Below are 23,941 nucleotides of genomic sequence, written 5' to 3'. Positions count from 1 at the left end.
TTCGCTTCGAGCGTCGTGCCGACATTCACGGCGCGTTCCTCAAACTCGGTTGCTGCCTGATTTGCTGGAACACTCTTCAGCGCACCGAACAGCCTTTATGAAACAGTCTCTAAACGCGGGGAGCAGGTCATCATACAGTTAAGCTGGTCTTACGCTGACGTGGTGCGCTTCGTAACTGCTGTCATGGGCCAGTATCGCCCAAGCCGTTCGCGCGATCTTGTTCGCCAGAGCGACGGCTGCCACATTGGCGGGCCGCCGCTCCTGAATTCCTTTCTGCCACGCTGTTGGTACCTTCGTGTGACACAGGACCGAGCGGGCTCCATGAATCAGCAGTGTGCGCAGGTACGGGTCACCTCGCTTCGAGATGGAGCCCAATCGGATCTTGCCGCCCGTACCGCTTTGTCTCGGGACAAGACCGAGGAACGCAGCGAATTCACGTCCTGACCTGAAGGTCCTCGCGTCTCCGATGGTTGCGACCAGGGCCGTTGCGGTTAGCCTGCCGATGCCGGGCACGTCGGAAATCGCGCGACACGCCATCTCCTGTTTCTGCCACGCACCAATGCGCTTCTCGAGTTGATCGATATCGTCCTGGAACGCGTCAATGCGACGTAACTGGTCTTGCAGATTAAGCATGATCGATGCTGGAAGTGCATCCTCCAATTCCGCCATGCGTTGCCTTACCTCGGCAAGTCCTGCCGCACGTCCTGTCCGAAACGTCACGCCAAACTCGTAGAGAAACCCACGGAGCTGGTTCACCTGCATTGTTCGAAACTTGATGAGTTGCGAGCGCATTCGGTGCAGGCTCAGCATCGCTTGCTGGTCTTCCGTCTTCGCTGCGACGGTGCGCTTTCCAGGTTGCTGAACCGCAGTCCATATCGCCTTAGCATCCGCCGCGTCGGTCTTGTTCGTTTGGACAAAGGGCCGGATAAACTGCGCATGCAACAACACGACCTCGTGTCCCAATGCCTGAATCTTACGTGCCCACCAGTGAGCGCTCCCGCATGCTTCAAGAGCGGCACGCCCGGCGGGACGCTGGGCAAGAAACGCGATCAGATCATCGCGGCCGAACCGCCGATTCGCAATCTCGCCGGTTTGGGCGTCGACCCAATATAACTGGAACACCCGCTTTGCAACATCCAGTCCGTATGTCGTAGCATTCATTTGGGGCCTCCGTTCCTCAAGTGGTTGTGTCGCAACTCCACTTTGGCACATTGATGCCGTTCGGTTCTGGAGGCCCTCAATTACGTCCTCCTCCCCAATATAGGGAGGGCGGTGTCCATTCCATCTCGTCCCGAAGCGGACGCTTTGCGCTCTCCGCAGCCTTCGGCGCATGCGCACCGTTCAGGCGGAACACCGACACGAGTTCGGCCAGATGCCGACCCTGATCCTCGAGCGACTGCGCTGCAGCCGCCGCCTGTTCGACGAGTGCCGCATTCTGCTGGGTCACATGGTCCATCTGCGTCACCGCCTGGTTGACCTGCTCGATGCCGCGGCTTTGCTCTTCCGACGCAGCGGCAATTTCGCCCATGATATCCGTAACCCGCCTCACGGCCTGTGTGACCTCCGACATGGTTTTGCCGGCCTGCTCGACCTCTGCGGTTCCTTCCCGGATCTGCTCGACGGAGGTCGAGATCAGTTCCTTGATTTCCCTGGCGGCGCTCGATGAGCGCTGCGCGAGGCTGCGTACCTCGCTGGCCACGACTGCGAAGCCCCGGCCTTGCTCGCCGGCGCGTGCGGCTTCCACGGCGGCGTTCAACGCGAGAATGTTGGTCTGGAACGCGATCCCTTCAATGATGCTGGTGATCTCGGCGATTTTCGCTGAGCTTTGGTTGATCTGACCCATCGTGCCCACTACGCGACTGACCACAGCGTTACCCTTTTCGGCAACCTCGGACGCATTCGCCGCGAGCGAACTTCGCTGGCGGGCGTTCTCCGCATTGTGCCTGACCGTGGAAGTGAGCTGTTCCATCGACGACGCCGTTTCTTCCAGCGATGCAGCCTGCTCCTCGGTGCGCGATGACAGATCAGTATTGCCCGCGGCGACTTCCTTGGCTGCGGTGCCGATAGAATCCGTCGACGACTTGATGCCAGATACGATCGACACAAGTTTCGCCTGCATATCTCCCAGCGCACGCATCAGTGCGCCCACTTCATCGATCGTGCGTGTGTCGATCGTGCGCGTCAGATCGCCGTGAGCGATCGCCTCGGCGAGGACCACGGCGTCTCGAAGCGGCGGGGCGATGAGCCGCGCAATCCACGTGGCGAGTAGCATGGCGAGAATGGCCGACACGACCACCCCCGCAACGAGCGCGATCTGGGTCCTGACCTGGAGCGAGGCGACCTCCTGTGCGCGCGCGGAGAGCAGCACCGCTTCAGCGTTCGAGACCTCGGCTATGACCGCGCGCATGGAATCCATGCGCTGCTTGCCGGGGTGGGTGCGAAACGAGGCGATGAAGGCGTCCATCTGCACATTGCCCGCGTCCACTGTCCTGCGCTGCTCGATGAGTTTCCCGGCAAAATCCGATACCCACGCCGCTTCCTGCGCCCCGAGCCTGCGAAGTCGCTCCTGCTGCGCGGCATTATCGCTCGTAAGCGCTTGAGCTTTCTCCAGATTCTGCCTGAAGGCATCGCTTCCCTGGTGAAACGGCTCGAGAAATGCGTCGTCTCCGGTAAGTGCATAACCGCGCACGCCGGTTTCCATGTTGATCAGGCTTTCTGCCAGGGCCCGGCTCGCGTCAATCACCTGATAGCTGTGAACGTTCCATGCATTGGCGGCCGTAACGGCTGAAAAAAACGAATAGAACAGCACGCCGAGCACGGCCAGGATGGCGACCACCACGCCAAAGCCCAGATAAAGCTTGTGCGCGACACGAAGATTGGACAGTTTCATGAAGTTCCCACGAATAGTGCATGACAGGCCGGCGGCCGATTCGCGGCAGGCCTTGCGCGAAGCCTGCGCGCCCACTTGACCAGATAACGGCATCTGCCACCAGATCTTGAGGCGCAGGGCGGGGTGATTTCGCCGCTGCTCAGTAACATCTATCTCACCGAGGTAGCCAGACCACTCTCGCCGAGAATCGACTCCGCATCCTTGTTCTGCACGTGCGCCAGCAGTTGATCGATCAGCTCATCGGGGAACAACTTCGGTGCCTTCGGTCTTGCTCTTCTTCGTCAGGGTTGCTTCGGTCACCCGACGACGTTCCACCACTCGACGAGGATCCGCTTGACGATCCGTTCTGACCTTCGGCCCCGGCGTTCATCTCGCCGGGGCCGCTTCTCATTGCCGCCCGTACGCGCGACGGTCCCCGTTTGGCGTCCCGTTCCGTCGCGCGTTGCTCAAGACAGCCTTCTCCTCGTCGGCCGCGCGACGAATTTCATCGTCTCACCTTGAATAGCACGCGACGCCGAACCTATTCCAGCGCGCGACGTAACCGTCTGGCGCGCCTCGGACGTGCTCGGGTCGTACCTTTCGTGACTGAGGTGCTGCCCGACTACGAGGGCTACAAGATGATTTTCGAGCCCTTGAAGGACTTCACGTCTGGCGACGATGCCACTGACGCAACCCGCATGAATGCGTTTCTCGAACAGGAAATCGAACGATTGCCCGACCAGTATTACTGGGTAGATCGCCTTTTCAAGAATCTCCCGGCTGATGTGGCTGCGGTGTACTGATGCCCACTGCGTCGCGCTCGCAACCATCGCGGCATCGCTGACAGTTCCCGCGACGTCAGGGACGATGAATGGCAGCGAGGTTGGCATTCCGTTATCGCTTTGTTCGAGACATCGATAAATCATTTATCGATTATCCCGGGCAGCCCTGCCTGCGGACAGACTTCACGATCACATGCTGGAGCCATTCCCAGCAAGGCCGGCATGCCCATGCCTCGCCATCCAACGGCTGTATGGCGCGATATTTGCTTAAGTGGCGGGTGAGTTTGCGCGACCGGCTGCTGGACCGGAGGCCCGACGCACTCCCCACAATAAGCTACAGTCAGGAGACGTTCAGTGATTGAAACGTTCTATGAGGTGATGCGGCGGCAAGGCATCTCTCGTCGCAGCTTCCTTAAATATTGTTCGTTGACCGCCGCCTCCCTGGGTCTGGGTCCGGCCTTCGTGCCGCGAATCGCACACGCCATGGAAACGAAACCGCGTACCCCGGTGCTGTGGCTCCATGGGCTTGAGTGCACCTGCTGTTCGGAATCGTTCATCCGTTCGGCCCATCCGCTCGCAAAAGACGTTGTGCTGTCGATGATTTCGCTCGACTACGACGACACCCTGATGGCGTCGGCAGGCCACCAGGCCGAGGCGATCCTCGACCGTGTCATGACGAAGTACAAGGGTAACTACATTCTCGCGGTCGAAGGCAATCCGCCTCTGAATCAGGACGGCATGAGCTGCATCATCGGCGGCCGTCCGTTCGTCGAGCAACTCAAGCGCGTGTCCGCAGATGCGAAGGCCATCATCTCGTGGGGCTCGTGCGCATCCTGGGGCTGCGTTCAGGCTGCCAAGCCGAATCCGACCCAGGCCACCCCGGTACACAAGGTCATCACCGACAAGCCGATCATCAAGGTGCCAGGCTGTCCGCCGATCGCGGAAGTGATGACCGGTGTCATTACCTACATGCTGACTTTTGACCGCATTCCGGAACTGGACCGCCAGGGCCGGCCGAAGATGTTCTACAGCCAGCGGATTCACGACAAGTGCTATCGGCGTCCGCACTTCGACGCGGGCCAGTTCGTCGAATCATGGGACGACGAGTCGGCTCGCAAGGGTTACTGCCTGTACAAGGTCGGCTGCAAGGGGCCGACGACCTATAACGCGTGTTCGACCACGCGCTGGAACGACGGCACGAGTTTCCCGATCCAGTCGGGACACGGTTGCATCGGCTGCTCCGAAGACGGCTTCTGGGACAAGGGTTCGTTCTATGACCGCCTGACCAACATCAATCAGTTCGGCATCGAGGCGAATGCCGACAAGGTCGGCGGGACCGCAGCCGGTGTGGTCGGCGCAGCAGTGGCTGCGCATGCCGCGGCATCGGTGATCAAACGCATGTCGACCCGCAAGGACGAACGGACTCCCGATCCGAGGGTCGATCATTGATTCCGCAAGCAATTCAACAAACCCGATACTTCCCCATACACGAGATCAGCAGCATGCCAGCTTACTCGACGCAAGGCTTTAATCTGGACGACAGTGGTAGGCGGATCGTGGTTGATCCGGTCACGCGCATCGAAGGACACATGCGCTGTGAAGTCAACCTCGATTCGAACAATGTGATCCGCAATGCCGTCTCGACCGGCACCATGTGGCGCGGTCTGGAAGTTATTCTGAAGGGGCGAGACCCGCGCGATGCCTGGGCGTTCGTCGAACGTATTTGCGGCGTGTGTACGGGCTGTCATGCGCTCGCTTCGGTGCGGGCCGTCGAAGACGCGCTCGGCATCAGCGTGCCGAAGAATGCCTATCTGATCCGCTCGATCATGGCCAAGACGCTGCAGGTGCACGATCACGCCGTGCATTTCTATCACCTGCACGCCCTCGACTGGGTCGATGTACTGGCCGCGCTCAATGCGGATCCGAAGCGTACCTCGGAGCTGCAGCAACTGGTGTCTCCGGAGCATCCACTGTCATCACCGGGCTACTTCCGCGATATCCAGAACCGGCTCAAGCGCTTTGTCGAGAGCGGTCAGCTCGGCCCGTTCAGCAACGCGTACTGGGGCTCCAAGGCCTATGTCCTGCCGCCCGAGGCGAACCTGATGGCGGTCACGCATTATCTCGAGGCGCTCGATCTGCAAAAGGAGTGGGTCAAGATCCATACGATCTTCGGCGGCAAGAATCCGCACCCGAACTATCTTGTGGGCGGCGTGCCGTGTGCGATCAACCTGGACGGCGATCTGGCCGCGGGTGCGCCGATCAACATGGAGCGGCTCAATTTCGTCAAGGCACGCATCGACGAGATCATCGAGTTCAACAAGAACGTTTATGTACCAGACGTGCTTGCGATCGGCACGCTGTACAAGCAGGCGGGCTGGCTTTACGGCGGTGGCCTGTCGGCGACCAACGTGATGGACTATGGCGACTATGCCAAGGTGGCGGGCGACAAGCGCACCGATCAACTGCCCGGCGGCGCGATCCTGAACGGCAATTGGGACGAGGTGCTGCCGGTCGATCCGCGCGATCCGGAGCAGGTACAGGAATTCGTTGCGCACAGCTGGTATCAGTACGCAGACGAATCGCGCGGCCTGCATCCGTGGGACGGCGTGACGGAGCCGAACTACGTGCTCGGCGCGCATACCCAGGGTACCCGGACGCAAATCGAGCGTATCGACGAGAGCGAGAAATACTCGTGGATCAAGTCGCCGCGCTGGCGCGGCCACGCGATGGAAGTCGGTCCGCTGTCGCGCTACATCCTGTCGTACGCGCATGCCAAGGCGGGCAATCAGTATTGCCTGCGGCCGAAGGAGCAGCTTGAATACTCGGTGGAAATGATCAACTCGGCGCTACCGAAGGCGCTCGCTCTGCCTACCACCGATCTGGATCTCAAGACGCTGTTGCCGACCACCATCGGCCGCACGCTGGCACGTGCACTCGAAGGCCAGTACGCCGGCGAAATGATGGCCGACGACTACAACGACCTGATCGACAATCTGCGCGGCGGGGATCTCGCGACCGCGAATGTCGACAAGTGGGATCCGTCGACCTGGCCGAGCGAGGCCAAGGGTGTGGGCGTGGTGGCCGCACCGCGTGGCGCGCTCGGGCACTGGATTCACATCAAGGATGGCCGTATCGAGAATTACCAGTGCGTCGTGCCGACCACGTGGAACGGCAGCCCGCGCGATCCGAGCGGTCAGATCGGCGCATTCGAGGCATCGCTGCTTAATACGCCGATGGTCAATCCGGAACAGCCGGTAGAGATCCTGCGTACGCTGCATTCGTTCGATCCGTGTCTCGCCTGTTCGACCCACGTGATGAGCGAGGACGGCCGCGATCTCGCCACGGTCAAGGTCCGATAGGCACGGTGTGAACGGTTACGGTCCGATGTCCGGTCGAGCATTCAGGGTGCCGCGCCCGACCGGATCCGTCCGACGGGCGTCGGTATATTGACGTCACGGCGTTACATTCAGGAGACGAAGACATGACAACACCTGTCCCGGCAGGTCACGGCGCCAATCAGGCGCGGCAGGATGGCGGCCCCGCAGAGGCGGTCACGGCTGTGTATGTGTACCAGGCGCCGGTCCGGATCTGGCACTGGATCAATGCTGCCGCCATCGTGGTGCTTGCCGTAACCGGATACTTCATCGGTTCACCGATCGCGACCAGACCGGGCGAGGCGAGTGCCAATTTCATGATGGGCTATATCCGCTTCGCGCACTTCTCGGCGGCATATATCTTCACTATCGGCATGCTCGGGCGCGTGTACTGGGCGTTTGTCGGCAACAAGCATGCGCGCGAGCTGTTTCACGTACCGATCTTCACGCGCGCCTACTGGAGCGATCTTGCCTCGATGCTGCGCTGGTACGGCTTCATCTCGAAGCGTCCGAACCGCTATACCGGACACAATCCGCTCGCGCGTTTCGCGATGTTCTTCATCTTCGTGCTCAGTTCGTTCTTTATGATCCTGACCGGCTTCGCACTGTACAGCGAAGGCGCCCAGGCGGGCTCGTGGGAAGACCATCTGTTCGGTTGGGTCATCCCGCTGTTCGGCCAGCCGCAGGATGTGCATACCTGGCATCACCTCGGGATGTGGGTGATCATCGTATTCGTGATCCTGCACGTCTACGCGGCGATCCGCGAAGACATCATGGGGCGGCAGAGTGTCGTCAGCACGATAGTTTCCGGCTATCGGACCCTCAAGGACTAATCGGCAGGGACGTCATGCATAGCCAGCCATTCGTGAATCCGCGACCGCAACCGACCGAGGCAGCGGGACCGATCATCGTGCTCGGTATCGGTAACGTATTGTGGGCCGATGAAGGCTTCGGGGTCCGTTGTGTCGAGCTGCTGCAACAGCGTTACGCGTTCGCCCCGCATGTGCAGCTGGTCGACGGCGGAACGCAGGGGCTTTATCTGATCTCGTACGTGCAGTCGGCCGAACGACTGCTGATTCTCGATGCGATCGATTATGGTCTGGCACCCGGCACGCTGAGGATCATCGAGGACGAGGAAGTACCGAAATTCCTCGGCGCGAAGAAGATGAGCCTCCATCAAACCGGTTTCCAGGAAGTGCTGCAACTGGCCGAGCTGACCGGCCACTACCCGCAGCGCGTGGTGCTCGTCGGCTGTCAGCCCGAGGAGCTCGACGATTACGGCGGCAGTCTGCGTCCGGCCGTGAAGGCTGCGCTGGAGCCCGCCATCGAACGTGCCTGCGAGGTCCTGTGCGAGTGGGGCGCGGAACCGGTGCCGCGTTCGGGCACGCTCGCTCCGGATGAGGCCGTGACCACCGAGCATCTCGCGATCACGCGTTACGAGGCGGAACGCCCGACCGAGCAGGATGCTTGCCGGACCGGCGACGCGCGTTTCTTCTCTCATCACGGTTAAAGGGCATTCAATGTGTATCGGCATTCCGATGCGTGTGCTGGCGGTCGAGCCCGGTAACGCGTTATGTCTCGGGCGCGGCGGACAGCGGCGCATCTCGACCATCCTCGTCGGCGAGTGCCGCGCGGGGGACTGGTTGCTGGTATTTCTCGACTCGGCGCGCGAACGTATCGATGCCGCACGTGCGGCGGAGATAGACGCAACGCTCGATTTGCTGCAGGCCGCGCTGACCGATCAGCCGGCAGCGGCGGGCGAAGCCGCGTTTTCATTGCCATCGGCCATGACGGCCGAGCAACTCGCGGCGCTGGTCGGCCGATGAACCTTCAGCCCATGAGGAGTGGTTGATGCAAAACGAAACGGCGATCTTTGCCGCCCCGCTGCCGGTTGCATCAGGTGCCGTGCCGCCGCTCATAGCCCGTTTGCTCGACCAGTTCGAGGCGCAATGGGTGGACCCGGCTTCGATTGACTCCTGGCTGGCCGCCGAGGGCTTCGGCGTGTTGCTGATTGCCGGCGACCCGGTACGCTTTCCAGAGTCGCTCGATGTCGCCGTGGTGCTGCCCGAGTTGCGGGCCGCCTGCGGTCAGCAGTTTCGGATCGGCATCGTGCGTGCCGAGCACGAGGAGGCACTCGCGGCGCGCTTCGGCGCGCGGCGCCGCCCGACGCTGGTCTGCGTGCGCGACGGCGGCTACCTCGGGGAGCTGGCCGGCATGCTCGACTGGGACGATTACGTGAGTCAGCTCACGGCGATCTTCGAACGTCCTGCTTCGCGGCCGCCGTCGGTCGGGATTCCGGTGGTGACGGTGAGTGGCGGCTCCGGCTGTCATTGAGCGGCAATTGAGCGGTATTCCTGGGAACGCATCAAGATGAATCCATTTCCGATTCCGGTCGTCGCGCTGGGCCCCGGCTCGCAGATCGAAGACGACACACTCGATTACATGCATATGCCTCGGGGCATGAATACCTTCCGGCCGCCCGTGCTGCCCGACGCCGAGAATCTTGCCGGTCATACGCCGACCAAGGTCGTGCTGCACGCGATTCTCGATGCGTTGGCCGAGACCGTTGCGGACGCACGGAACCGGTTGATCGACCTCTCGAGACTCGCCTCGGACGATCATCGGTTGCTCAACCAGATACTGGGCGAGGGCGAAGTGGGTGCGAGGGTCGAGGGCGAGTACGAGGCTCTGATCCAGGAGTCTGTTTTCGCCGGGGTGTGGCACGTCGTGACGCGTACAGCGGATTATATCGAGGTCGGCGATGCGCCCGGCGTGCTGGTCAAGGCGGCACGGCACGAGGCGCAGGAACTGCGCATGCCGGAATCGATTCCCGACGAAGTGATGAATGCGCCGTCGATACTCACGGAACTACACGATCAGGTAAACGTGTGGCAACCTGGTGCGTTGCCACACGTGGTGAATCTGACGCTTCTGCCCCTGTCCGGACGCGACGTGGATTTTCTCGACAGCACGCTGGGCCAGGGCGATGTAACGGTACTGTCGCGCGGCTACGGAAACTGCCGGATCAGCGCAACCCGCACGCGTTGCTGCTGGCGCGTGGTTTACTTCAATTCCGAAGATGCGATGATTCTGAACACGATCGAGGTCACGGATCTGCCGGAAGTCGTGCGCGCGGCACCTGACGATTTGCGCGACTCGCACGAGCGGCTCGTCGAGGTGCTGAGCTGGGTGGAGCAGGCATGAGCGGATCCATTCCGAGCGGCTTCGAAGGCAGCTACCGCGGCGATCTCGAGCGCCTGCCGGAGACCACGAAGCTCGAGTGCAAGATCTGCTGGTGGGTTTACGATCCGGCAGTGGGCGATCCGGTCTGGCAGATTCCGCCCGGCGTGCCGTTCTCGGCGCTCCCGCCGCATTGGCGCTGTCCGAATTGCGATGGCGACGCCGATCAGTTCATGGTGCTGCGCTAGCGGTGGTACGGGAGGAGATCATGCAAGGCATGTCTATGCAGAGGGCCGGCGGCGATGCGGCAGACCCGCAACTCGCCGCCCGTGTCGCTGTGCTCGAACACGCCTTCACGACGATCGCCCACGAGCGGATGGCGGGCTTGCCAGTGCTGAATCCGAATCTTTCGGTCGAGGCCATCGGCTTCGAACGCGTGGCCGGCGCAGCCGACGAGGCAGGTCATGCTCTGGGCATACTCGCTACGCCGTGGTTCATGAGTCTGGTCTGGCTGCCACTGTCGCCGTCGGTCGCCGGTCGCGCAGACGGCGGCGTGCCGGCGGTGTCTCCTGACCAGGTCGGTCCGCGGACCTTTGGCGAACACACATTCGACTTCATGCCGAACTGGCAATCCGGTCTCGGCGCGTTCGAGTCGTGTTCGCTGGTTTCGCCGATGGACGAGTTCGCGAGTCAAGCCGATGTGCGCGCGATAGCCGTCGAAATTCTGCGTGTTCTGCGCACGGCTCGGGACCGTCAGGATGTCTCGCCCCAACGAACGCCGGCACGTATGGCTGGTGCGCCGCTGGATCGGCGCCGCTTCCTGTTCGGCGGACTGAGTGCGGCCGAAGGGATCAAGACATGACGATGCAAAGCGCGCTGAGCGGCTCGCTCGCGATTTATCCCGGTTGTGTGCCGGCCATTTCGGGCCAGCGGCCGATGCTGGCCGAGCGCATCCTGTCGGGCAAGCCGGCCGGGTTCGCGCTGCGCCTGCTGCCGCAGTTGTATGCGCTATGCGGCGAGGCGCACAGGGTGTGTGCGACCTTGGCGGTGAACGCAGCGCTCGGTCTGTCCGACTCTGCAAGCGGCGAGCACGCCGAGCGGCTGGCCGATGAAACGGCACGCGAGCATATCCGGCGGATCTGGCTGGACTGGCCGATTCGCCTGTCGTCGTCGAGCGCCGTGATGGCGGCGGGATTCGGATTGAGCGAACTGGCGCGCTGTGCGCTGTTGAAGCCGGCAGGCACGCGCGACGAGGCGGCGGGGCACTGGGTCGAGGAATGCATGCTCGGTACGACAGTCGGAAACTGGCTCGCGGGCTGGCAGGACGATCCGGGCGGCTGGCTCGACGCATGGAGCCGGCGCAGCGATGTCTGGCCGGCCCGCTTGCTGGCCCGATGCCGGGAGCATGCGCAGCTGACCGGCGCGGCCCGGCCTTTGGCGGTGCATGCGGACCCCGTAGCGCTGCGCGAACTGGCTCGCGAGATCGAGGCATCCGCAAGCTTTGCAAGCGAGCCGGTCTGGAATCACGTCGCATGCGAAACCGGTTGTTGGACGAGACTCGGTACGAATGTTCGTGGCATCGTGTTCGATACGGCATGGTTGCGTCTTGGTGCGCGTATTGCCGAGCTGGCCGGCTTGATGGTGATGCCGCGTGATCCGGCACGGTCTGCGGAAGCGTTGCAATGCGGGGCACTGCGTATCGAGCCGGGGCAGGCACTAGGCTGGTGCGAGATGGCGCGCGGGCTGTTGCTGCACTGGGTTCGCGTGCGCGAGACGCAGCACGGGCCGGTTATCGACGGGTACCGGATCGTCGCGCCGACCGAATGGAATTTTCATCCGCGCGGGGCGCTCGCGCGCACGCTCGAGGGTCTTGGGCCCGTTGAGGGTGCCGTTGACCGGCAGCGCATCGGCGCGCTCGTCGCGGCTTACGATCCCTGTGTGGCCTACACGGTCGAATACGCTCACGATGTTCGGCAGGTGTGCGATGCATGAAGTAGGCCTAGCCGGTGGTATTCTCAGGGTGGTCGAACAGACCGCCGAGCGCGAGCGTTTCCGCCTTGTGGTGCAGCTGCGGCTTGAAGCGGGCCGGTTCTGCGCGGTCGATGTGCGCGCGCTGCGTTTCGCGCTTGAGGCGATCGCGCCGGGAACTCTGCTTGAAGGGGCCGAGATTCTGATCGACGAAGCCCCGGGTCGGGCGTGGTGCTGGACCTGCGAGATCGAGGTGGCGCTCATGCAGCGCGGCGACAGCTGTCCGAACTGCGGTGGCTATCGATTGCAGGCTCGGGCAGGTACGGAGTTACGCGTGATTGATATGCGGGTAGAAGATTAGTGCGCGCATCGAGCGCACTGGCGGGATCATTCGACAGGAGAGGGATATGTGTGTCGTATGCGGTTGCGGTACGGGGGCGCAAGGCGCCGGGCAGGCTGTTGACACTGTAGGCGAAAGCGGGCATGAGCATGGGTCGGACCTTCTGCATTTCGGTCAGGGACCCGCCCGCGTGTCGGTGCCCGGCATGAGCCAGGAGCGGGCGATCCGGGTCGAGCAGGATGTGCTCGGCGAGAACAATCGTTATGCCTCGGCCAACCGCCGGCATTTCGAGGCACATGGCGTGATGGCCTTGAATCTTGTGTCGAGTCCGGGTGCGGGCAAGACCACCTTGCTGTGCACGACGATCGAGGCCCTGCGGCGCCGCACGGATCTGGCAGTCGCCGTGATCGAAGGCGATCAGCAGACAAGTCTGGACGCGCAGCGGATCCGTGACTCGGGCGCGCCGGCGATTCAGGTCAATACCGGCAAGGGGTGTCATCTGGATGCGCAGATGGTGGCCGAGGCATTCGACAGACTGCCGCTGCATGCGGGTGCCCATGACGCGCATCATCACAATCATCATGACGGTGGTCACAACCATAGCCACAGCCACGAACATCACCCTCACGCGGATCATGATCATGGCAGCGTGTTGTTTATCGAAAACGTCGGGAATCTAGTGTGTCCTGCGATGTGGGATCTCGGCGAAGCGGCAAAGGTTGTGATCCTGTCGGTGACCGAGGGCGAGGACAAGCCGCTGAAGTACCCCGACATGTTCGCGGCGGCGCGCCTGATGATCCTGAACAAGACGGATCTGCTGCCGCATGTGCGCTTCGACGTCGAGCGCTGCCTCGACTACGCGCGACGCGTGAATCCCGAACTCGAAGTACTGCAGCTGTCGGCCCAGACCGGCGAGGGGCTCGATGCATGGGTCGACTGGATCGTGGCCGTGCACGCCGGTATACAAGGGAACGACGCCGACGTCGCAGCGCGCTTGCGTGCCGAGCGTATCGCGGCGCTCGAACATGAACTCGCGCATTTGCGCGAACAGGGCGATGCACAGCGGAGTCCGTCATGTGCCTAGCCCTGCCTGCACGGGTACTCGAACTGCAGCCGGGCGAACAGGGTGTGGTCGAACTGAACGGGGTGCGCAAGACCGTGTCGCTGGGACTTGTGCCCGATACCCGGCCCGGCGATTACGTGATCGTGCATGTCGGTTATGCGATCGGCAAGATCGATCCGGCCGAGGCCGAGCGCACGTTGCAGATGTTTGCCGAGATCGACGGGATCACCGAACCGGCCTCAGGGGCCGGCTCGGCAGGACTGGAATCTTCACGTCAGCCGAACCCAGCATGAAATATATCGACGAGTTCCGCGACGGCGAGATCGCGCAACATATCGCGGCACAGATTCGCGCACATGCCGGTGCAAACCGGCAATACAGCTTCATGGAGTTTTGCGGCGGTCATACGCATGCGATCTCGCGCTATGGCATTGCCGGGCTGCTGCCCGATAACGTCAACATGATTCATGGCCCGGGTTGCCCGGTCTGCGTGCTGCCGGTCGGCCGAATCGACCTGGCATTGCAGCTCGCGCTCGAGCGCGACGTGATCCTCTGTACCTATGGCGATACGATGCGGGTGCCGGCGTCGGCCGGCATGTCCCTGAGCCGCGCCAAGGCGCTCGGTGCCGATATCCGCATGGTTTATTCGGCAGCAGATGCACTGAAGCTGGCCCGGCGCCATGCCGATCGCGAAGTTGTGTTCCTCGCGATCGGTTTCGAAACCACCACGCCCCCGACCGCGATAGTGATTCGCGATGCACGGGCGGCCGGCGTGACCAATTTCAGCGTGCTGTGCTGCCATGTCCTTACGCCATCGGCGATCACGCACATCGTCGAGTCGCCCGAAACGGGCGCGCTCGGCCTTGCGCCGCTCGACGGCTTCGTCGGTCCGGCGCACGTGAGTATCGTGATCGGTACCGCACCGTACGAACGCTTCGCGCACGAATACGCAAAACCGGTCGTGATCGCGGGCTTCGAGCCGCTCGACGTGATGCAGGCCATTCTGATGCTGATCAGGCAGGTCAACAGTGGCCGGGCCGAAGTCGAGAACCAATTCACCCGAGCCGTGACGCGTGACGGCAATCTGCATGCGCAGAACCTGATGTCCGAGGTTTTCGAATTGCGCGATTCGTTCGAATGGCGTGGCCTCGGCGAGGTTCCGCACAGCGCATTGCGGATTCGCGCCGAATACGGCCAGTTCGATGCCGAACGGCGTTTCGATCTCAGCTATCGCCGGGTGCCCGACAACAAGGCCTGCGAATGCGGCGCGATCTTGCGCGGCGTGAAGAAGCCGGTCGACTGCAAGTTGTTTGGTACGGTCTGTACCCCGGAGAATCCGATGGGTTCGTGCATGGTGTCCAGCGAAGGCGCTTGCGCCGCACATTATTCGTTTGGCCGCTTCAGGGACATCCCGGTGGTGGTGGCATGAGCGACAAGCGTAACGATCGTCCCGGCGGCTATGTCCGGCCGCTGAATCTGAAGCAGGGCCGTGTCGAAATGGGGCATGGCGCGGGCGGGCGAGCTTCCGCGCAGCTGATCGAGGAGTTGTTTGTCGCGGCGTTCGATAACGACTGGTTACGACAAGGCAATGATCAGGCCGCATTCGGAGTGCCTGCGGGCGCGCGCATGGTGATGTCGACGGATGCGCATGTTGTGTCGCCACTGTTTTTCCCGGGCGGCGATATCGGCAGTCTGTCGGTGCACGGCACGATAAACGACGTGGCCATGTCCGGCGCGCAACCGCTGTACCTGGCCGCGAGCTTCATCATCGAGGAAGGCTTAGAGCTCGCCGAGCTCAAGCGTATCGTGCATTCGATGGCGGCCGCGGCGCGCGCGGCCGGCGTGCCAGTCATCACGGGCGATACCAAGGTTGTCGAGCAGGGCAAGGGCGACGGGGTGTTCATCACCACCACCGGCGTCGGTGTTGTAGCGCCCGACATCCACGTGGATGGTGCTGCTGCCCGGCCCGGCGACGCGATCATCGTGTCGGGCAGCATCGGCGAACATGGCATGGCGATCATGTCGAAGCGCGAATCGCTCGAATTCGACAGCGAGATTCGCTCCGACAGCGCCGCGCTGCACGGGCTCGTCGCGGCCATGCTGGCTGCCGTTCCCGGCGTACGGGTGCTGCGCGATCCGACCCGCGGCGGGCTCGCGACCACGCTTAACGAAATCGCCTCGCAGTCCGGCGTCGGCATGACACTCGATGAAGCCGCGATTCCGATCTTGCCCGAGGTCGAGGCGGCCTGCGAGCTGCTTGGCCTGGACCCGCTCTATGTCGCGAACGAGGGCAAGCTGGTCGCGATCTGCGCGGCCGACGATGCCGCACGCCTGGTCGGGGTCATGCGCGCCCACCCGCTGGGTACGCGCGCGCAGCGGATCGGTATCGTGACCGAAGACCCTAACTGCTTCGTGCAGATGAAAACGAAGTTCGGCGGCACGCGCATGGTCGACTGGCTTTCGGGCGAGCAACTGCCGCGCATCTGCTAGTCTCGTACCGACGCAAAGTGTACTTCGGTTGGAACAGCCCTCGACAATTGCAGCAGCAATAGCACTAGCAACATTAATAGTCCGCACATGCCCAACATGCAGCCAGCCGTTCTGGTGGTTGACGACGAGGTCCACTCGCTCGATGCGATCCGGCGCACACTGGAAGAGACATTTCCGATCCTGACGGCCAGTTCGGCAGACAGGGCGAAGGAGATACTCGACCAGCGGTCGGTATCGGTGGTCCTGTGCGACCAGCGCATGCCGGACCTGACAGGGGTCGAGTTTCTCAAGCAGGTACGCGAGCGCTGGCCGCATATCGTGCGCATCATCATCTCCGGGTACACCGATCTCGAAGACGTGATCGCAGGTATCAACGATGCCGGCATCTATTGCTACATCCAGAAGCCGTGGGCGCCGGATCATCTGCTGGCCACGATCCGTCAGGCCGTCGACACGCAGGGTCTGCGCGGCGATCTGCAGCGGCTCGATCTGGAACTGCGCTCGAGCCCGAGCGTGCTGCTGCAGCGCCGTAGCGAGAAGATGGCGCGGGTGCGAGACGAATTCAGTTTCGAACGCATCGTGCGCGCGCCGGGCAGTCCGGTCGATCCGGTCTGCGAGGTCGCCGCGCGGGTGGCCCGCTACGATCTGCCGGTCCTGGTGCAGGGCGAATCCGGTACCGGCAAGGAACTGCTCGCGCGCGCGATCCATTATGCGAGCCCGCGCGCAGACCAGGCCTTTGTCGTGGAAAACCTCGCATCCATTGCGGACCCCCTGATCGAATCGGAGTTGTTCGGTCACAAGCGCGGGGCGTTCACGGGGGCGTACGAAGATCATATCGGCCTGTTCCAGCGCGCCGACGGTGGCACGGTCTTTCTCGACGAGATCGGCGACACGTCGCCGGCCCTGCAGGTCAAGCTGCTGCGTGTGTTGCAGGAGGGCGAGGTCCGGCCGGTGGGATCGACCCGGACCCTGCAGGTCGACGTGCGCTTGATCGCGGCGACCCATCGCGATCTGGAAACGGCGGTCCGTGAAGGCCGTTTTCGTGAAGATCTATACTACCGGCTGGCCGGCATCACGTTGGCCATGCCGCCGCTGCGCGAGCGTCCGGGCGATCTGCCGGCGATCGCCGCGCGTTTGCTCGAGCAGGCCGCGCGCGATCTGGGCCGTGAAGCGTTGACATTCTCGGCGGATGCATTGAGCACGCTGGTGACCTATCCGTGGCCCGGCAACATCCGCGAGTTGCGCAATGAAATCTACCGCGCGGTGGTGCTCAGCGAAGACGACTGTATCCGGAGCACCGCCTTTTCGCGCAAGGTGCAGTATGGCCAGGTGGGCCAGACGGTGCCGGGCATGAATCATGGCATACCGGCAACCGGCACGCTGCAGGAGCGGCTCGATGCGATCGAGGCCGTGGTGCTGAAGGAAGCCTTGTTGCGCCACCGATGGAACAAGACCCGGGCCGCGCAGGAGCTCGGGCTGTCGCGCGTCGGGCTGCGACAAAAGCTGCTGCGTTTTCGCCTGGAGGAGAAATGACTGCTGCCTGTCATGACGCGGACCGCATCGATAATGCTGGGCACCTCGCGGTGCCACCGTCGTCCCGTACGCTGAATGTCCTGTGGCTGCAGTCCGGCGGCTGCGGAGGCTGCAGCATGTCGCTGCTCTGTGCCGATACGGTGGACTTTTACGGGGCACTCGATGGCGCCGGCGTGAGTCTGCTGTGGCATCCGTCCGTGTCGCTCGAAAGCGGTACCGAGTTGCTGCAGGTGCTCGATCGTTGCGTGAGCGGGGAGATCCCGCTTGACGTGCTGTGCATCGAGGGCTCGATGCTGCGCGGTCCGAACGGAACCGGACGCTTCCATCTGCTGGCCGGTACTGACGTGCCGATGATCGACTGGGTACGCCGTCTTGCTGCAGTCGCGCACCATACCGTGGCAATTGGCACCTGCGCGGCATTTGGCGGTGTGACTGCCGGCGGCTCCAATCCTACCGATGCATGCGGCCTGCAATACGACGGTGACGAGCCGGGCGGGCTGCTCGGCGTGGAGTTCCGCGGCCGGGGCGGACTGCCGGTGATCAATGTCGCCGGATGTCCGACCCATCCGGGCTGGGTCATCGATACGCTGATGCTGTTGTCGGCCGGCCTGCTGGACCGGAACGGGCTCGATACGCTGGGCCGCCCGCGTTTCTATGCGGACTATCTCGTCCATCATGGTTGCACGCGCAACGAATACTACGAATTCAAGGCGAGTGCCGAAAAGCCGTCCGATCTCGGTTGCATGATGGAAAACATGGGCTGCAAGGGAACCCAGGCGCATGCGGATTGCAATACGCGTCTGTGGAACGGTGCCGGCTCGTGCACGCGTGGCGGGTATGCGTGCATCAGCTGTACCGAACCCGGCTTCGAGGAACCCGGGCATCCGTTTCATGAAACGCCCAAGGTAGCGGGTATCCCGATCGGTCTGCCGACCGATATGCCGAAGGCATGGTTCGTCGCGCTTGCGTCGTTGTCGAAATCCGCCACGCCGAAGCGCGTGAAGATGAACGCGACTTCGGATCATGCGGTGATTGCGCCGGCGGTCCGCAAAAGCCGGCTCAGGTAGGAGCGCAGATGACGCGTCTGGTGGTGGGGCCGTTCAACCGGGTCGAGGGCGACCTCGAGGTTCAGCTCGAGGTCAGCGACGGCCAGGTCAGTTCTGCGCGCGTGAACGCAACCATGTATCGGGGTTTCGAACAGATCCTGCAGGGGCGTCATCCGTTCGATGCGCTGGTCTATGCGCCGCGCGTGTGCGGTATCTGCTCGGTATCGCAGTCGGTCGCCGCGAGTCGCGCGCTGGCCGAATTGTGCGGTGTCACCCCGCCCGATAACGGTATGCTCGCGATCAACCTGATGGCGGCGACCGAAAACCTGGCCGACCACCTGTCGCATTTCTATCTGTTCTTCATGCCCGATTTCACGCGTCCGGTCTATGCCGGGCGGCGCTGGCATGCCGATGCCGTTGAACATCTGGCCGCGCAACATGGAGGGCATCAGCGGCTCGCGATCGCGGCGCGTCAGCGCTGGTTCACCTTGATGGGCACGCTCGGCGGTAAGTGGCCGCATACCGAGTCGGTACAGCCGGGCGGTTCGTCGCGCGCGATCGAGCCGGCTGAGCAGATCCGGCTGCTGGCCAGTATCCGGGAATTCCGCCGGTTTCTCGAGAAGACCCTGTTTGCCGCGCCGCTTGAGCAGTTTGCCGGTCTGAACCGCGAAGCCGAACTGTGGGCCTGGCATGACTGCGCGCCAGCCGATGGCGATGTGCGCCGCTTTCTTGCCATCGTGCAGGATCTCGGGCTCGACCGGCTGGGCCGGGGGCCCGGCGTTTATCTGTCGTACGGTGCCTATCCGCGGGCCGGCGGCGGGTTTCATTTTGCACGCGGGGTGTGGCGCAGCGCGCAGACGCGCCTCGATGCATTCGATCCTGCCGCGATCCGCGAGGATGTGACCCATACCTGGCTCACGGGCGACGGAACCGCCAGACATCCGGCCGACGGGCTGACGATACCCGAGCCCGACAAACCCGGTGCCTACACCTGGAACAAGGCGCCGCGGCTGGCCGGCGAGGTGGTCGAAACCGGAGCGCTGGCCCGTCAGCTTGCCGACGCACATCCGTTGATCCGGGATGCGGTGACGCGTTGCGGCGGTACGGTGTACACGCGGGTGCTTGCTCGGCTGCTCGAACTCGCGAGAGTGGTGCCATTGATGGAGAGCTGGATTCAGGCCTTGCAACCCGGCGAACCATACTGGCTGCCAGTGGACCTGCCCGAACGTGGCATCGGCGCAGGGCTTACCGAGGCGGCTCGCGGCAGCCTCGGCCATTGGCTCACGGTGCGCGATGGCCGCATCGAAAACTATCAGATCGTCGCGCCGACTTCCTGGAACTTCTCCCCGCGCGATGATGCGGGGCGGCCAGGTGCGCTTGAGGGGGCGCTCGAAGGTGTGCCGGTTGGCGCGAACGAAACGGTGCCGGTCGCCGTTCAGCACGTGGTGCGCTCGTTCGACCCGTGCATGGTCTGCACGGTGCATTGACCATGCCAAACAAGCGAGCCGCTAACCGGCACCCTCCTAAGCATGCCGCCAGCGACCTGGGCGCCATGGTGCCGGCCGAGCCCGAAGGTATCGACGATACGGCCTGGCTTGGCGTGATCCATAAGATGGACGAGGTCTATGCGCAGTTGGTGCGCGATGAAATTGCGCTCGAGGAGAAGAACAGCGAACTCGAGCAATCGCAGCAGTTCATCTTCAGCGTGCTGTCGTCGATGTCGGACGTCCTGATCGCGTGCAATTGCAAGGGCGAGATCCAGCAGACCAACGATGCATTGTGCCAATTGGTGCAGATGGCAGACAAGCAATTGCGGGGTCAATCGATCTACACGCTGCTGGCCGATGATCAGAGCGCCGCGAAGGTACGCAGTGTGATCGGGAGCGGCGCGCGAACCGCGGCGGGCCATGTGGTCGAGCTGAACCTCGCCGATGCGGCGGGCAGGGCGGTACCTGCCGAGGTCAGCTGCACGCCGCGTCTCGGACCGCGTGGCAGATGCGTCGGTTATGTATTCGTGGGGCGGCCGATGGGCGAGCTCAAGGCGGCTTACCATCAGCTGCGCGAAGCCCACGAGGAATTGAAACAGACCCAGCAGCAGCTGCTGCATGCAGAAAAGCTTGCTTCGATGGGGCGACTAGTGGCAGGTATTGCTCACGAGCTGAATAACCCGATCAGTTTCGTGCTCGGCAATCTGCACGCGCTGAAACGCTATAGCGAACGCCTGGCGATCCATGTGGAAGCGCTGCAGGAGGGCCATGACGCGGCCGCGCTCGAGCAGCAACGCCGTGACCTGCGGATCGACCATATCCTTGAGGACCTGCCTTCGCTGATCGATGCGACGCTGCAAGGCGCGCAACGTACCGCCGATGTTGTGCAGGGGCTCAAGCGCTTCTCGGCGGTCGACCGTGACGAACACCGGCGCTTCGATCTGAACGACGTGATCGAGCGCGCGGTCCTGTGGGTCACGCGCGGCACCGCGCCGGCGTTCGACGTGCAGTGCGAGTTGCTGCCTGCGTGTTATGTGATGGGTAGCAGCGGGCAGATGCTGCAGGTCATCATGAATCTGATCCAGAATGCCTACGATGCTGCCTCGTGCAAGAACGTGCGTGCGCCGATGCTGGCGATTCGCGCGCAGCACGCCGATGGTCGCGTGGTGCTGAGCTTTCACGATAACGGCCCCGGTATCGCCGATGAACATCTGGCCCACGTGTTCGATCCGTTTTTTAGCACCAAGCCAGTCGGCAAGGGTACCGGGCTCGGGCTGTCGATCAGCTACGGGATCGTCGAGCGGCATGGCGGCCATCTAGCGGCGCGCAACCATCCGGACGGCGGCGGCGAATTCTTGCTCGAGCTGCCTCTGGCGGACAGCGACTCGCGCGATTTGCGCGAGCCGGGCAAGCAGTAGGAGCGGTTACGAACTAACGTCCGGTTCGTCGAAGCGTTTCCAGCGGTACACGGCGGCCGAGCATAGCCAGATGACGACGAATACCCCGATGATCACATAGCCGATCATGCCGAAGTTGTCGTTGAGGCTGCCGATCAGATCCCAGAACCGGCCGGAGAGTTGCAACTGGTCGCCGATCAGACCGAGGCCTTCGATGCCGCCGACGATAAGCGCAACCACGACCGAAATGGTGGTAATCGTGATGTTGTAGTAAAGCTTGCGGACCGGTTTGACGAAGGCCCAGCCATACGCGCCCAGCATCAGGATGCTGACGGTCGTGTCGGTCAGCGTCATGCCTGCTGTGAACAGCACGGGAAACACAAGGATCGACCAGATCGGCAGGCCTTGCGCGGCACTTGCAGCAGAAATGCCGAGCAGTCCGACCTCGGTTGCGGTGTCGAAGCCGAGCGCGAACAGGAAGCCGAGCAGATACATGTGCCAACTGCGTGTGATCAGGTGGAACAGCGGCTTGACGATGCGCGACAGGAAGCCTCGATTGGCCAGGAGCAGATCGAGATCTTCGTCGTTATAGGGTTCGCCGCGCCGGACCCGGCCGAAGGCGCGGACCGTCGACGCCAGAATCAGCAGGTTCATCACGGCAATCGCGAACAGGAAGAAGGTCGATACGAGGGTGCCGATGACGACGCCAATCTCCTGGAAGCCAGCCATGCGACTCTTCATGGCCAGCGCAGTGGCGGCGATGCCAACCGAGGCGAGCACGACGATCGTCGAGTGGCCGAGCGAGAAAAACAGTCCGGCCGTGGTCGGGCGTTTTCCGGCTTGCATGAGCTTGCGCGTGACGTTGTCGATGGCAGCGATGTGATCGGCGTCGACTGCATGTCGCAAACCGAATGACCAGGCCAGCAGGCTGGTGCCCATCAGCAGCGGGTAGTGGTGAAATGCGGCGAACGCCCAAAGCCAGGCACCGACATTGAATGCGATCAGCAGTGCATAGAGGCCGCCGATCTTTTGCCGCAACGAGCCTGATGCGTTCCCAAACAATGCCTTGATCAGGTCAGTCACGGCTGGTCTCCAACTGTTTCGGTATGCGTAAGGTTTATCACTTTAGCCGCCGTGTTGCAGCGAGGTCATTTTGATTATATTACACGTTATAAAAAAACATCATGTTCAAAAGTGATGCGATACCATCGCCACGTCAAATGCAGGAGGAGTCATGCAGCGCATTACGTCACGATCATCGCCAGTATTGTGCGGACGCGCCCGTAAAGTGGTTGCCTGAATGCTGAACGCAGCTCCGGATCATTCCGCGCGACTGCGGATCCGTGTAACCGGCGTGGTGCAGGGCGTCGGCTTCCGCCCGTTCGTGTATCGGCTGGCAACGACGCGGCGCCTATGCGGCTGGGTGTTGAACGATCCCGACGGCGTATTGCTGGAAGTCGAAGGTGCTGCACACGTACTGTCTGATTTTGTCGCCGCGCTGCAATCGGAGTTGCCACCGCTGGCCCGGATCACGTCCTTGCAGTCTGAGGCCGTGACGCCATTGCTCGATGATGCCGAAAGCTTCGCGATTCGCGAAAGCAAGTACAGTGGCAGCCGGCTGGCGCTGATGCCGATCGATTCCTGCATGTGCGATGCGTGTCTTGCCGAGATGCGCGATCCGGCCAACCGGCGCTATCGCTATCCATTCATCAACTGCACGAATTGCGGGCCGCGCTATTCGTTGATCGATGCGATTCCGTATGATCGCGCGAATACGACGATGCGCGATTTTCAGATGTGTGCAACGTGCGAGGCTGAATACAACGATCCGTCTAATCGGCGTTTCCATGCACAGCCCAATGCCTGTCCGGTATGCGGCCCGCAGCTCGCCTTGCACGATGCAGACGGCCGCCTGGCGGAGGGGGATGAAGCCATGGTCGCTACGCTCGAGGCGCTAGGCGCGGGGCTGACGGTCGCGGTCAAGAGCGTCGGCGGTTTCCATCTGGTTGTGGATGCGCGCAACCGCGCGGCAGTGGCACGTTTGCGCGAACGCAAGAGGCGTCCGTCGAAGCCGTTCGCGCTGATGGTTTCAAGCGTGAATGCAGTGCGCGAGTATGCCAGTTGTAGCGAGGACGAAGCACGATGGCTGACCTCGACTGGCCGGCCGATCGTGCTGCTGCGCAAGCTCGATGGCGGCGATCTTGCCGACAATATTGCCCCGCGCAATCCGAATCTGGGATTCATGCTGCCTTCGGCGCCGCTGCACGAGTTGCTGCTAGGCGATCCGGCATTGCCGGTACTGGGGCAATGTCCCAGGCGTAGTTGAAGGTTGAAGGCGGCGGTTCGCCAGTGGAATCCGAGAGAATCGGGTTTCCAGGACCAACCTCCCGAACAGGGAACCAAGGAGAACCG

General features: G+C 62.6%; 24 protein-coding genes and 2 pseudogenes. 22 read left to right on the top strand and 4 right to left on the bottom strand.

Going from position 1 to position 23,941, the window contains the following annotated elements; all coding sequences use genetic code 11:
• Nucleotides 1–101, top strand: a pseudogene (locus tag HV711_RS31025) (IS5/IS1182 family transposase); the annotation flags it as partial.
• Between the two features lie 37 nt (nt 102–138).
• On the opposite strand, the gene HV711_RS31020 reads toward HV711_RS31025, so the two are convergent.
• From HV711_RS31020 to HV711_RS33685, 3 genes and pseudogenes are all read right to left on the bottom strand, one after another.
• Entirely contained in the window at nt 139–1,161 is a 1,023-nt protein-coding gene (locus tag HV711_RS31020) for an IS110 family RNA-guided transposase (RefSeq protein ID WP_095423739.1), read from the bottom strand.
• A gap of 76 nt (nt 1,162–1,237) precedes the next feature.
• Nucleotides 1,238–2,965 (bottom strand): methyl-accepting chemotaxis protein, encoded by a 1,728-nt coding sequence (locus HV711_RS31015; protein WP_279612676.1) that lies wholly within the window; start codon nt 2,963–2,965, stop codon nt 1,238–1,240.
• 77 nt (nt 2,966–3,042) lie between these two features.
• Nucleotides 3,043–3,190: pseudogene (locus HV711_RS33685) on the bottom strand (IS256 family transposase); the annotation flags it as partial.
• Nucleotides 3,191–3,309: 119 nt separating this feature from the next.
• Between HV711_RS33685 and HV711_RS33680 the strand changes: the two are divergent.
• From HV711_RS33680 to HV711_RS30915, 20 genes are all read left to right on the top strand, one after another.
• On the top strand, nt 3,310–3,672 hold the full coding sequence (locus HV711_RS33680; RefSeq protein ID WP_437342719.1) for an LpxL/LpxP family acyltransferase: 363 nt from the start codon (nt 3,310–3,312) through the stop codon (nt 3,670–3,672).
• 336 nt (nt 3,673–4,008) lie between these two features.
• On the top strand, nt 4,009–5,100 hold the full coding sequence (locus HV711_RS31005) for a hydrogenase small subunit (protein ID WP_035483934.1): 1,092 nt from the start codon (nt 4,009–4,011) through the stop codon (nt 5,098–5,100).
• Nucleotides 5,101–5,153: 53 nt separating this feature from the next.
• Nucleotides 5,154–7,010 carry a nickel-dependent hydrogenase large subunit gene (locus tag HV711_RS31000; RefSeq protein WP_035483886.1) on the top strand — a complete coding sequence of 619 codons (1,857 nt, stop codon included), beginning with the start codon at nt 5,154–5,156 and terminating at the stop codon, nt 7,008–7,010.
• 122 nt (nt 7,011–7,132) lie between these two features.
• Nucleotides 7,133–7,858, top strand: coding sequence for a Ni/Fe-hydrogenase, b-type cytochrome subunit (gene cybH / locus HV711_RS30995; RefSeq protein ID WP_035483887.1), 726 nt, complete (start codon nt 7,133–7,135; stop codon nt 7,856–7,858).
• A gap of 14 nt (nt 7,859–7,872) precedes the next feature.
• Nucleotides 7,873–8,535 carry a HyaD/HybD family hydrogenase maturation endopeptidase gene (locus HV711_RS30990; protein ID WP_035483890.1) on the top strand — a complete coding sequence of 221 codons (663 nt, stop codon included), beginning with the start codon at nt 7,873–7,875 and terminating at the stop codon, nt 8,533–8,535.
• 10 nt (nt 8,536–8,545) lie between these two features.
• Complete coding sequence (locus HV711_RS30985) at nt 8,546–8,851, top strand: HypC/HybG/HupF family hydrogenase formation chaperone (protein ID WP_035483895.1); 306 nt, start codon at nt 8,546–8,548, stop codon at nt 8,849–8,851.
• Between the two features lie 25 nt (nt 8,852–8,876).
• Nucleotides 8,877–9,359 (top strand): thioredoxin domain-containing protein, encoded by a 483-nt coding sequence (locus tag HV711_RS30980; RefSeq protein ID WP_035483898.1) that lies wholly within the window; start codon nt 8,877–8,879, stop codon nt 9,357–9,359.
• A 36-nt stretch (nt 9,360–9,395) separates the two neighbouring features.
• Nucleotides 9,396–10,229, top strand: a complete 834-nt coding sequence (locus HV711_RS30975) for a hydrogenase expression/formation protein (protein ID WP_035483900.1) — start codon at nt 9,396–9,398, stop codon at nt 10,227–10,229.
• Nucleotides 10,226–10,453 carry a rubredoxin gene (locus HV711_RS30970; RefSeq protein ID WP_035483905.1) on the top strand — a complete coding sequence of 76 codons (228 nt, stop codon included), beginning with the start codon at nt 10,226–10,228 and terminating at the stop codon, nt 10,451–10,453. The genes HV711_RS30975 and HV711_RS30970 overlap by 4 nt, the downstream gene beginning before the upstream one ends.
• A 29-nt stretch (nt 10,454–10,482) precedes the next feature.
• A complete protein-coding gene (hybE, locus tag HV711_RS30965; protein ID WP_175145546.1) occupies nt 10,483–11,067 on the top strand; it encodes a [NiFe]-hydrogenase assembly chaperone HybE in 585 nt (194 codons plus the stop codon).
• A complete protein-coding gene (locus tag HV711_RS30960; protein WP_035483910.1) occupies nt 11,064–12,197 on the top strand; it encodes a nickel-dependent hydrogenase large subunit in 1,134 nt (377 codons plus the stop codon). The genes hybE and HV711_RS30960 overlap by 4 nt, the downstream gene beginning before the upstream one ends.
• Nucleotides 12,190–12,534: a hydrogenase maturation nickel metallochaperone HypA/HybF gene (locus HV711_RS30955; protein WP_035483913.1), complete on the top strand. Its 345-nt coding sequence runs from the start codon at nt 12,190–12,192 to the stop codon at nt 12,532–12,534. Before HV711_RS30960 ends, HV711_RS30955 begins: the two co-directional genes overlap by 8 nt.
• A 46-nt stretch (nt 12,535–12,580) precedes the next feature.
• Entirely contained in the window at nt 12,581–13,597 is a 1,017-nt protein-coding gene (gene hypB / locus HV711_RS30950; RefSeq protein ID WP_035483914.1) for a hydrogenase nickel incorporation protein HypB, read from the top strand.
• Nucleotides 13,588–13,869 carry a HypC/HybG/HupF family hydrogenase formation chaperone gene (locus tag HV711_RS30945; protein WP_051224668.1) on the top strand — a complete coding sequence of 94 codons (282 nt, stop codon included), beginning with the start codon at nt 13,588–13,590 and terminating at the stop codon, nt 13,867–13,869. Before hypB ends, HV711_RS30945 begins: the two co-directional genes overlap by 10 nt.
• A complete protein-coding gene (hypD, locus tag HV711_RS30940; protein WP_035483917.1) occupies nt 13,866–15,005 on the top strand; it encodes a hydrogenase formation protein HypD in 1,140 nt (379 codons plus the stop codon). The genes HV711_RS30945 and hypD overlap by 4 nt, the downstream gene beginning before the upstream one ends.
• The gene (gene hypE, locus HV711_RS30935) at nt 15,002–16,066 is read left to right on the top strand and encodes a hydrogenase expression/formation protein HypE (RefSeq protein WP_035483919.1); all 1,065 of its coding nucleotides are present in this window, start codon (nt 15,002–15,004) and stop codon (nt 16,064–16,066) included. The genes hypD and hypE overlap by 4 nt, the downstream gene beginning before the upstream one ends.
• An 87-nt stretch (nt 16,067–16,153) precedes the next feature.
• On the top strand, nt 16,154–17,599 hold the full coding sequence (locus HV711_RS30930) for a sigma-54-dependent transcriptional regulator (protein WP_035483922.1): 1,446 nt from the start codon (nt 16,154–16,156) through the stop codon (nt 17,597–17,599).
• A gap of 50 nt (nt 17,600–17,649) precedes the next feature.
• Nucleotides 17,650–18,666: an NADH-quinone oxidoreductase subunit B family protein gene (locus tag HV711_RS30925; protein ID WP_279612677.1), complete on the top strand. Its 1,017-nt coding sequence runs from the start codon at nt 17,650–17,652 to the stop codon at nt 18,664–18,666.
• Nucleotides 18,667–18,674: 8 nt separating this feature from the next.
• Complete coding sequence (locus tag HV711_RS30920) at nt 18,675–20,132, top strand: nickel-dependent hydrogenase large subunit (protein ID WP_035483923.1); 1,458 nt, start codon at nt 18,675–18,677, stop codon at nt 20,130–20,132.
• Between the two features lie 2 nt (nt 20,133–20,134).
• Nucleotides 20,135–21,550 (top strand): ATP-binding protein, encoded by a 1,416-nt coding sequence (locus HV711_RS30915; protein ID WP_035483926.1) that lies wholly within the window; start codon nt 20,135–20,137, stop codon nt 21,548–21,550.
• 6 nt (nt 21,551–21,556) lie between these two features.
• Here HV711_RS30915 and HV711_RS30910 read toward each other — a convergent pair whose 3' ends face one another.
• Nucleotides 21,557–22,612, bottom strand: coding sequence for a HoxN/HupN/NixA family nickel/cobalt transporter (locus HV711_RS30910; RefSeq protein WP_035483928.1), 1,056 nt, complete (start codon nt 22,610–22,612; stop codon nt 21,557–21,559).
• Between the two features lie 217 nt (nt 22,613–22,829).
• On the opposite strand from HV711_RS30910, the gene HV711_RS30905 reads away from it, so the two are divergent.
• Nucleotides 22,830–23,855 (top strand): Sua5/YciO/YrdC/YwlC family protein, encoded by a 1,026-nt coding sequence (locus HV711_RS30905; protein WP_082201561.1) that lies wholly within the window; start codon nt 22,830–22,832, stop codon nt 23,853–23,855.
• The last annotated feature ends 86 nt before the right edge of the window (nt 23,856–23,941 follow it).

The sequence above is a fragment of the Paraburkholderia phenoliruptrix genome (assembly GCF_902859825.1).
GTDB classification, from domain to species: domain Bacteria; phylum Pseudomonadota; class Gammaproteobacteria; order Burkholderiales; family Burkholderiaceae; genus Paraburkholderia; species Paraburkholderia phenoliruptrix.
Note: the sequence above shows the minus strand (reverse complement) of the source record. Positions and strands in the feature narration are given on the sequence as shown.

What these genes read in the sequence shown, in the direction of transcription:
- HV711_RS30945 (WP_051224668.1), top strand. Translation starts at nt 13,588, where the DNA reads ATGTGCCTAGCCCTGCCTGCACGGGTACTCGAACTGCAGCCGGGCGAA.
- HV711_RS31020 (WP_095423739.1), bottom strand. Translation starts at nt 1,161, where the DNA reads ATGAATGCTACGACATACGGACTGGATGTTGCAAAGCGGGTGTTCCAG.
- HV711_RS30990 (WP_035483890.1), top strand. Translation starts at nt 7,873, where the DNA reads ATGCATAGCCAGCCATTCGTGAATCCGCGACCGCAACCGACCGAGGCA.
- HV711_RS30915 (WP_035483926.1), top strand. Translation starts at nt 20,135, where the DNA reads ATGCCAAACAAGCGAGCCGCTAACCGGCACCCTCCTAAGCATGCCGCC.
- hypD (WP_035483917.1), top strand. Translation starts at nt 13,866, where the DNA reads ATGAAATATATCGACGAGTTCCGCGACGGCGAGATCGCGCAACATATC.
- cybH (WP_035483887.1), top strand. Translation starts at nt 7,133, where the DNA reads ATGACAACACCTGTCCCGGCAGGTCACGGCGCCAATCAGGCGCGGCAG.
- HV711_RS30985 (WP_035483895.1), top strand. Translation starts at nt 8,546, where the DNA reads ATGTGTATCGGCATTCCGATGCGTGTGCTGGCGGTCGAGCCCGGTAAC.
- hypE (WP_035483919.1), top strand. Translation starts at nt 15,002, where the DNA reads ATGAGCGACAAGCGTAACGATCGTCCCGGCGGCTATGTCCGGCCGCTG.
- hypB (WP_035483914.1), top strand. Translation starts at nt 12,581, where the DNA reads ATGTGTGTCGTATGCGGTTGCGGTACGGGGGCGCAAGGCGCCGGGCAG.
- HV711_RS31000 (WP_035483886.1), top strand. Translation starts at nt 5,154, where the DNA reads ATGCCAGCTTACTCGACGCAAGGCTTTAATCTGGACGACAGTGGTAGG.
- HV711_RS30975 (WP_035483900.1), top strand. Translation starts at nt 9,396, where the DNA reads ATGAATCCATTTCCGATTCCGGTCGTCGCGCTGGGCCCCGGCTCGCAG.
- HV711_RS30970 (WP_035483905.1), top strand. Translation starts at nt 10,226, where the DNA reads ATGAGCGGATCCATTCCGAGCGGCTTCGAAGGCAGCTACCGCGGCGAT.
- HV711_RS30930 (WP_035483922.1), top strand. Translation starts at nt 16,154, where the DNA reads ATGCCCAACATGCAGCCAGCCGTTCTGGTGGTTGACGACGAGGTCCAC.
- HV711_RS30955 (WP_035483913.1), top strand. Translation starts at nt 12,190, where the DNA reads ATGCATGAAGTAGGCCTAGCCGGTGGTATTCTCAGGGTGGTCGAACAG.
- hybE (WP_175145546.1), top strand. Translation starts at nt 10,483, where the DNA reads ATGTCTATGCAGAGGGCCGGCGGCGATGCGGCAGACCCGCAACTCGCC.
- HV711_RS30920 (WP_035483923.1), top strand. Translation starts at nt 18,675, where the DNA reads ATGACGCGTCTGGTGGTGGGGCCGTTCAACCGGGTCGAGGGCGACCTC.
- HV711_RS30905 (WP_082201561.1), top strand. Translation starts at nt 22,830, where the DNA reads ATGCTGAACGCAGCTCCGGATCATTCCGCGCGACTGCGGATCCGTGTA.
- HV711_RS30960 (WP_035483910.1), top strand. Translation starts at nt 11,064, where the DNA reads ATGACGATGCAAAGCGCGCTGAGCGGCTCGCTCGCGATTTATCCCGGT.
- HV711_RS30980 (WP_035483898.1), top strand. Translation starts at nt 8,877, where the DNA reads ATGCAAAACGAAACGGCGATCTTTGCCGCCCCGCTGCCGGTTGCATCA.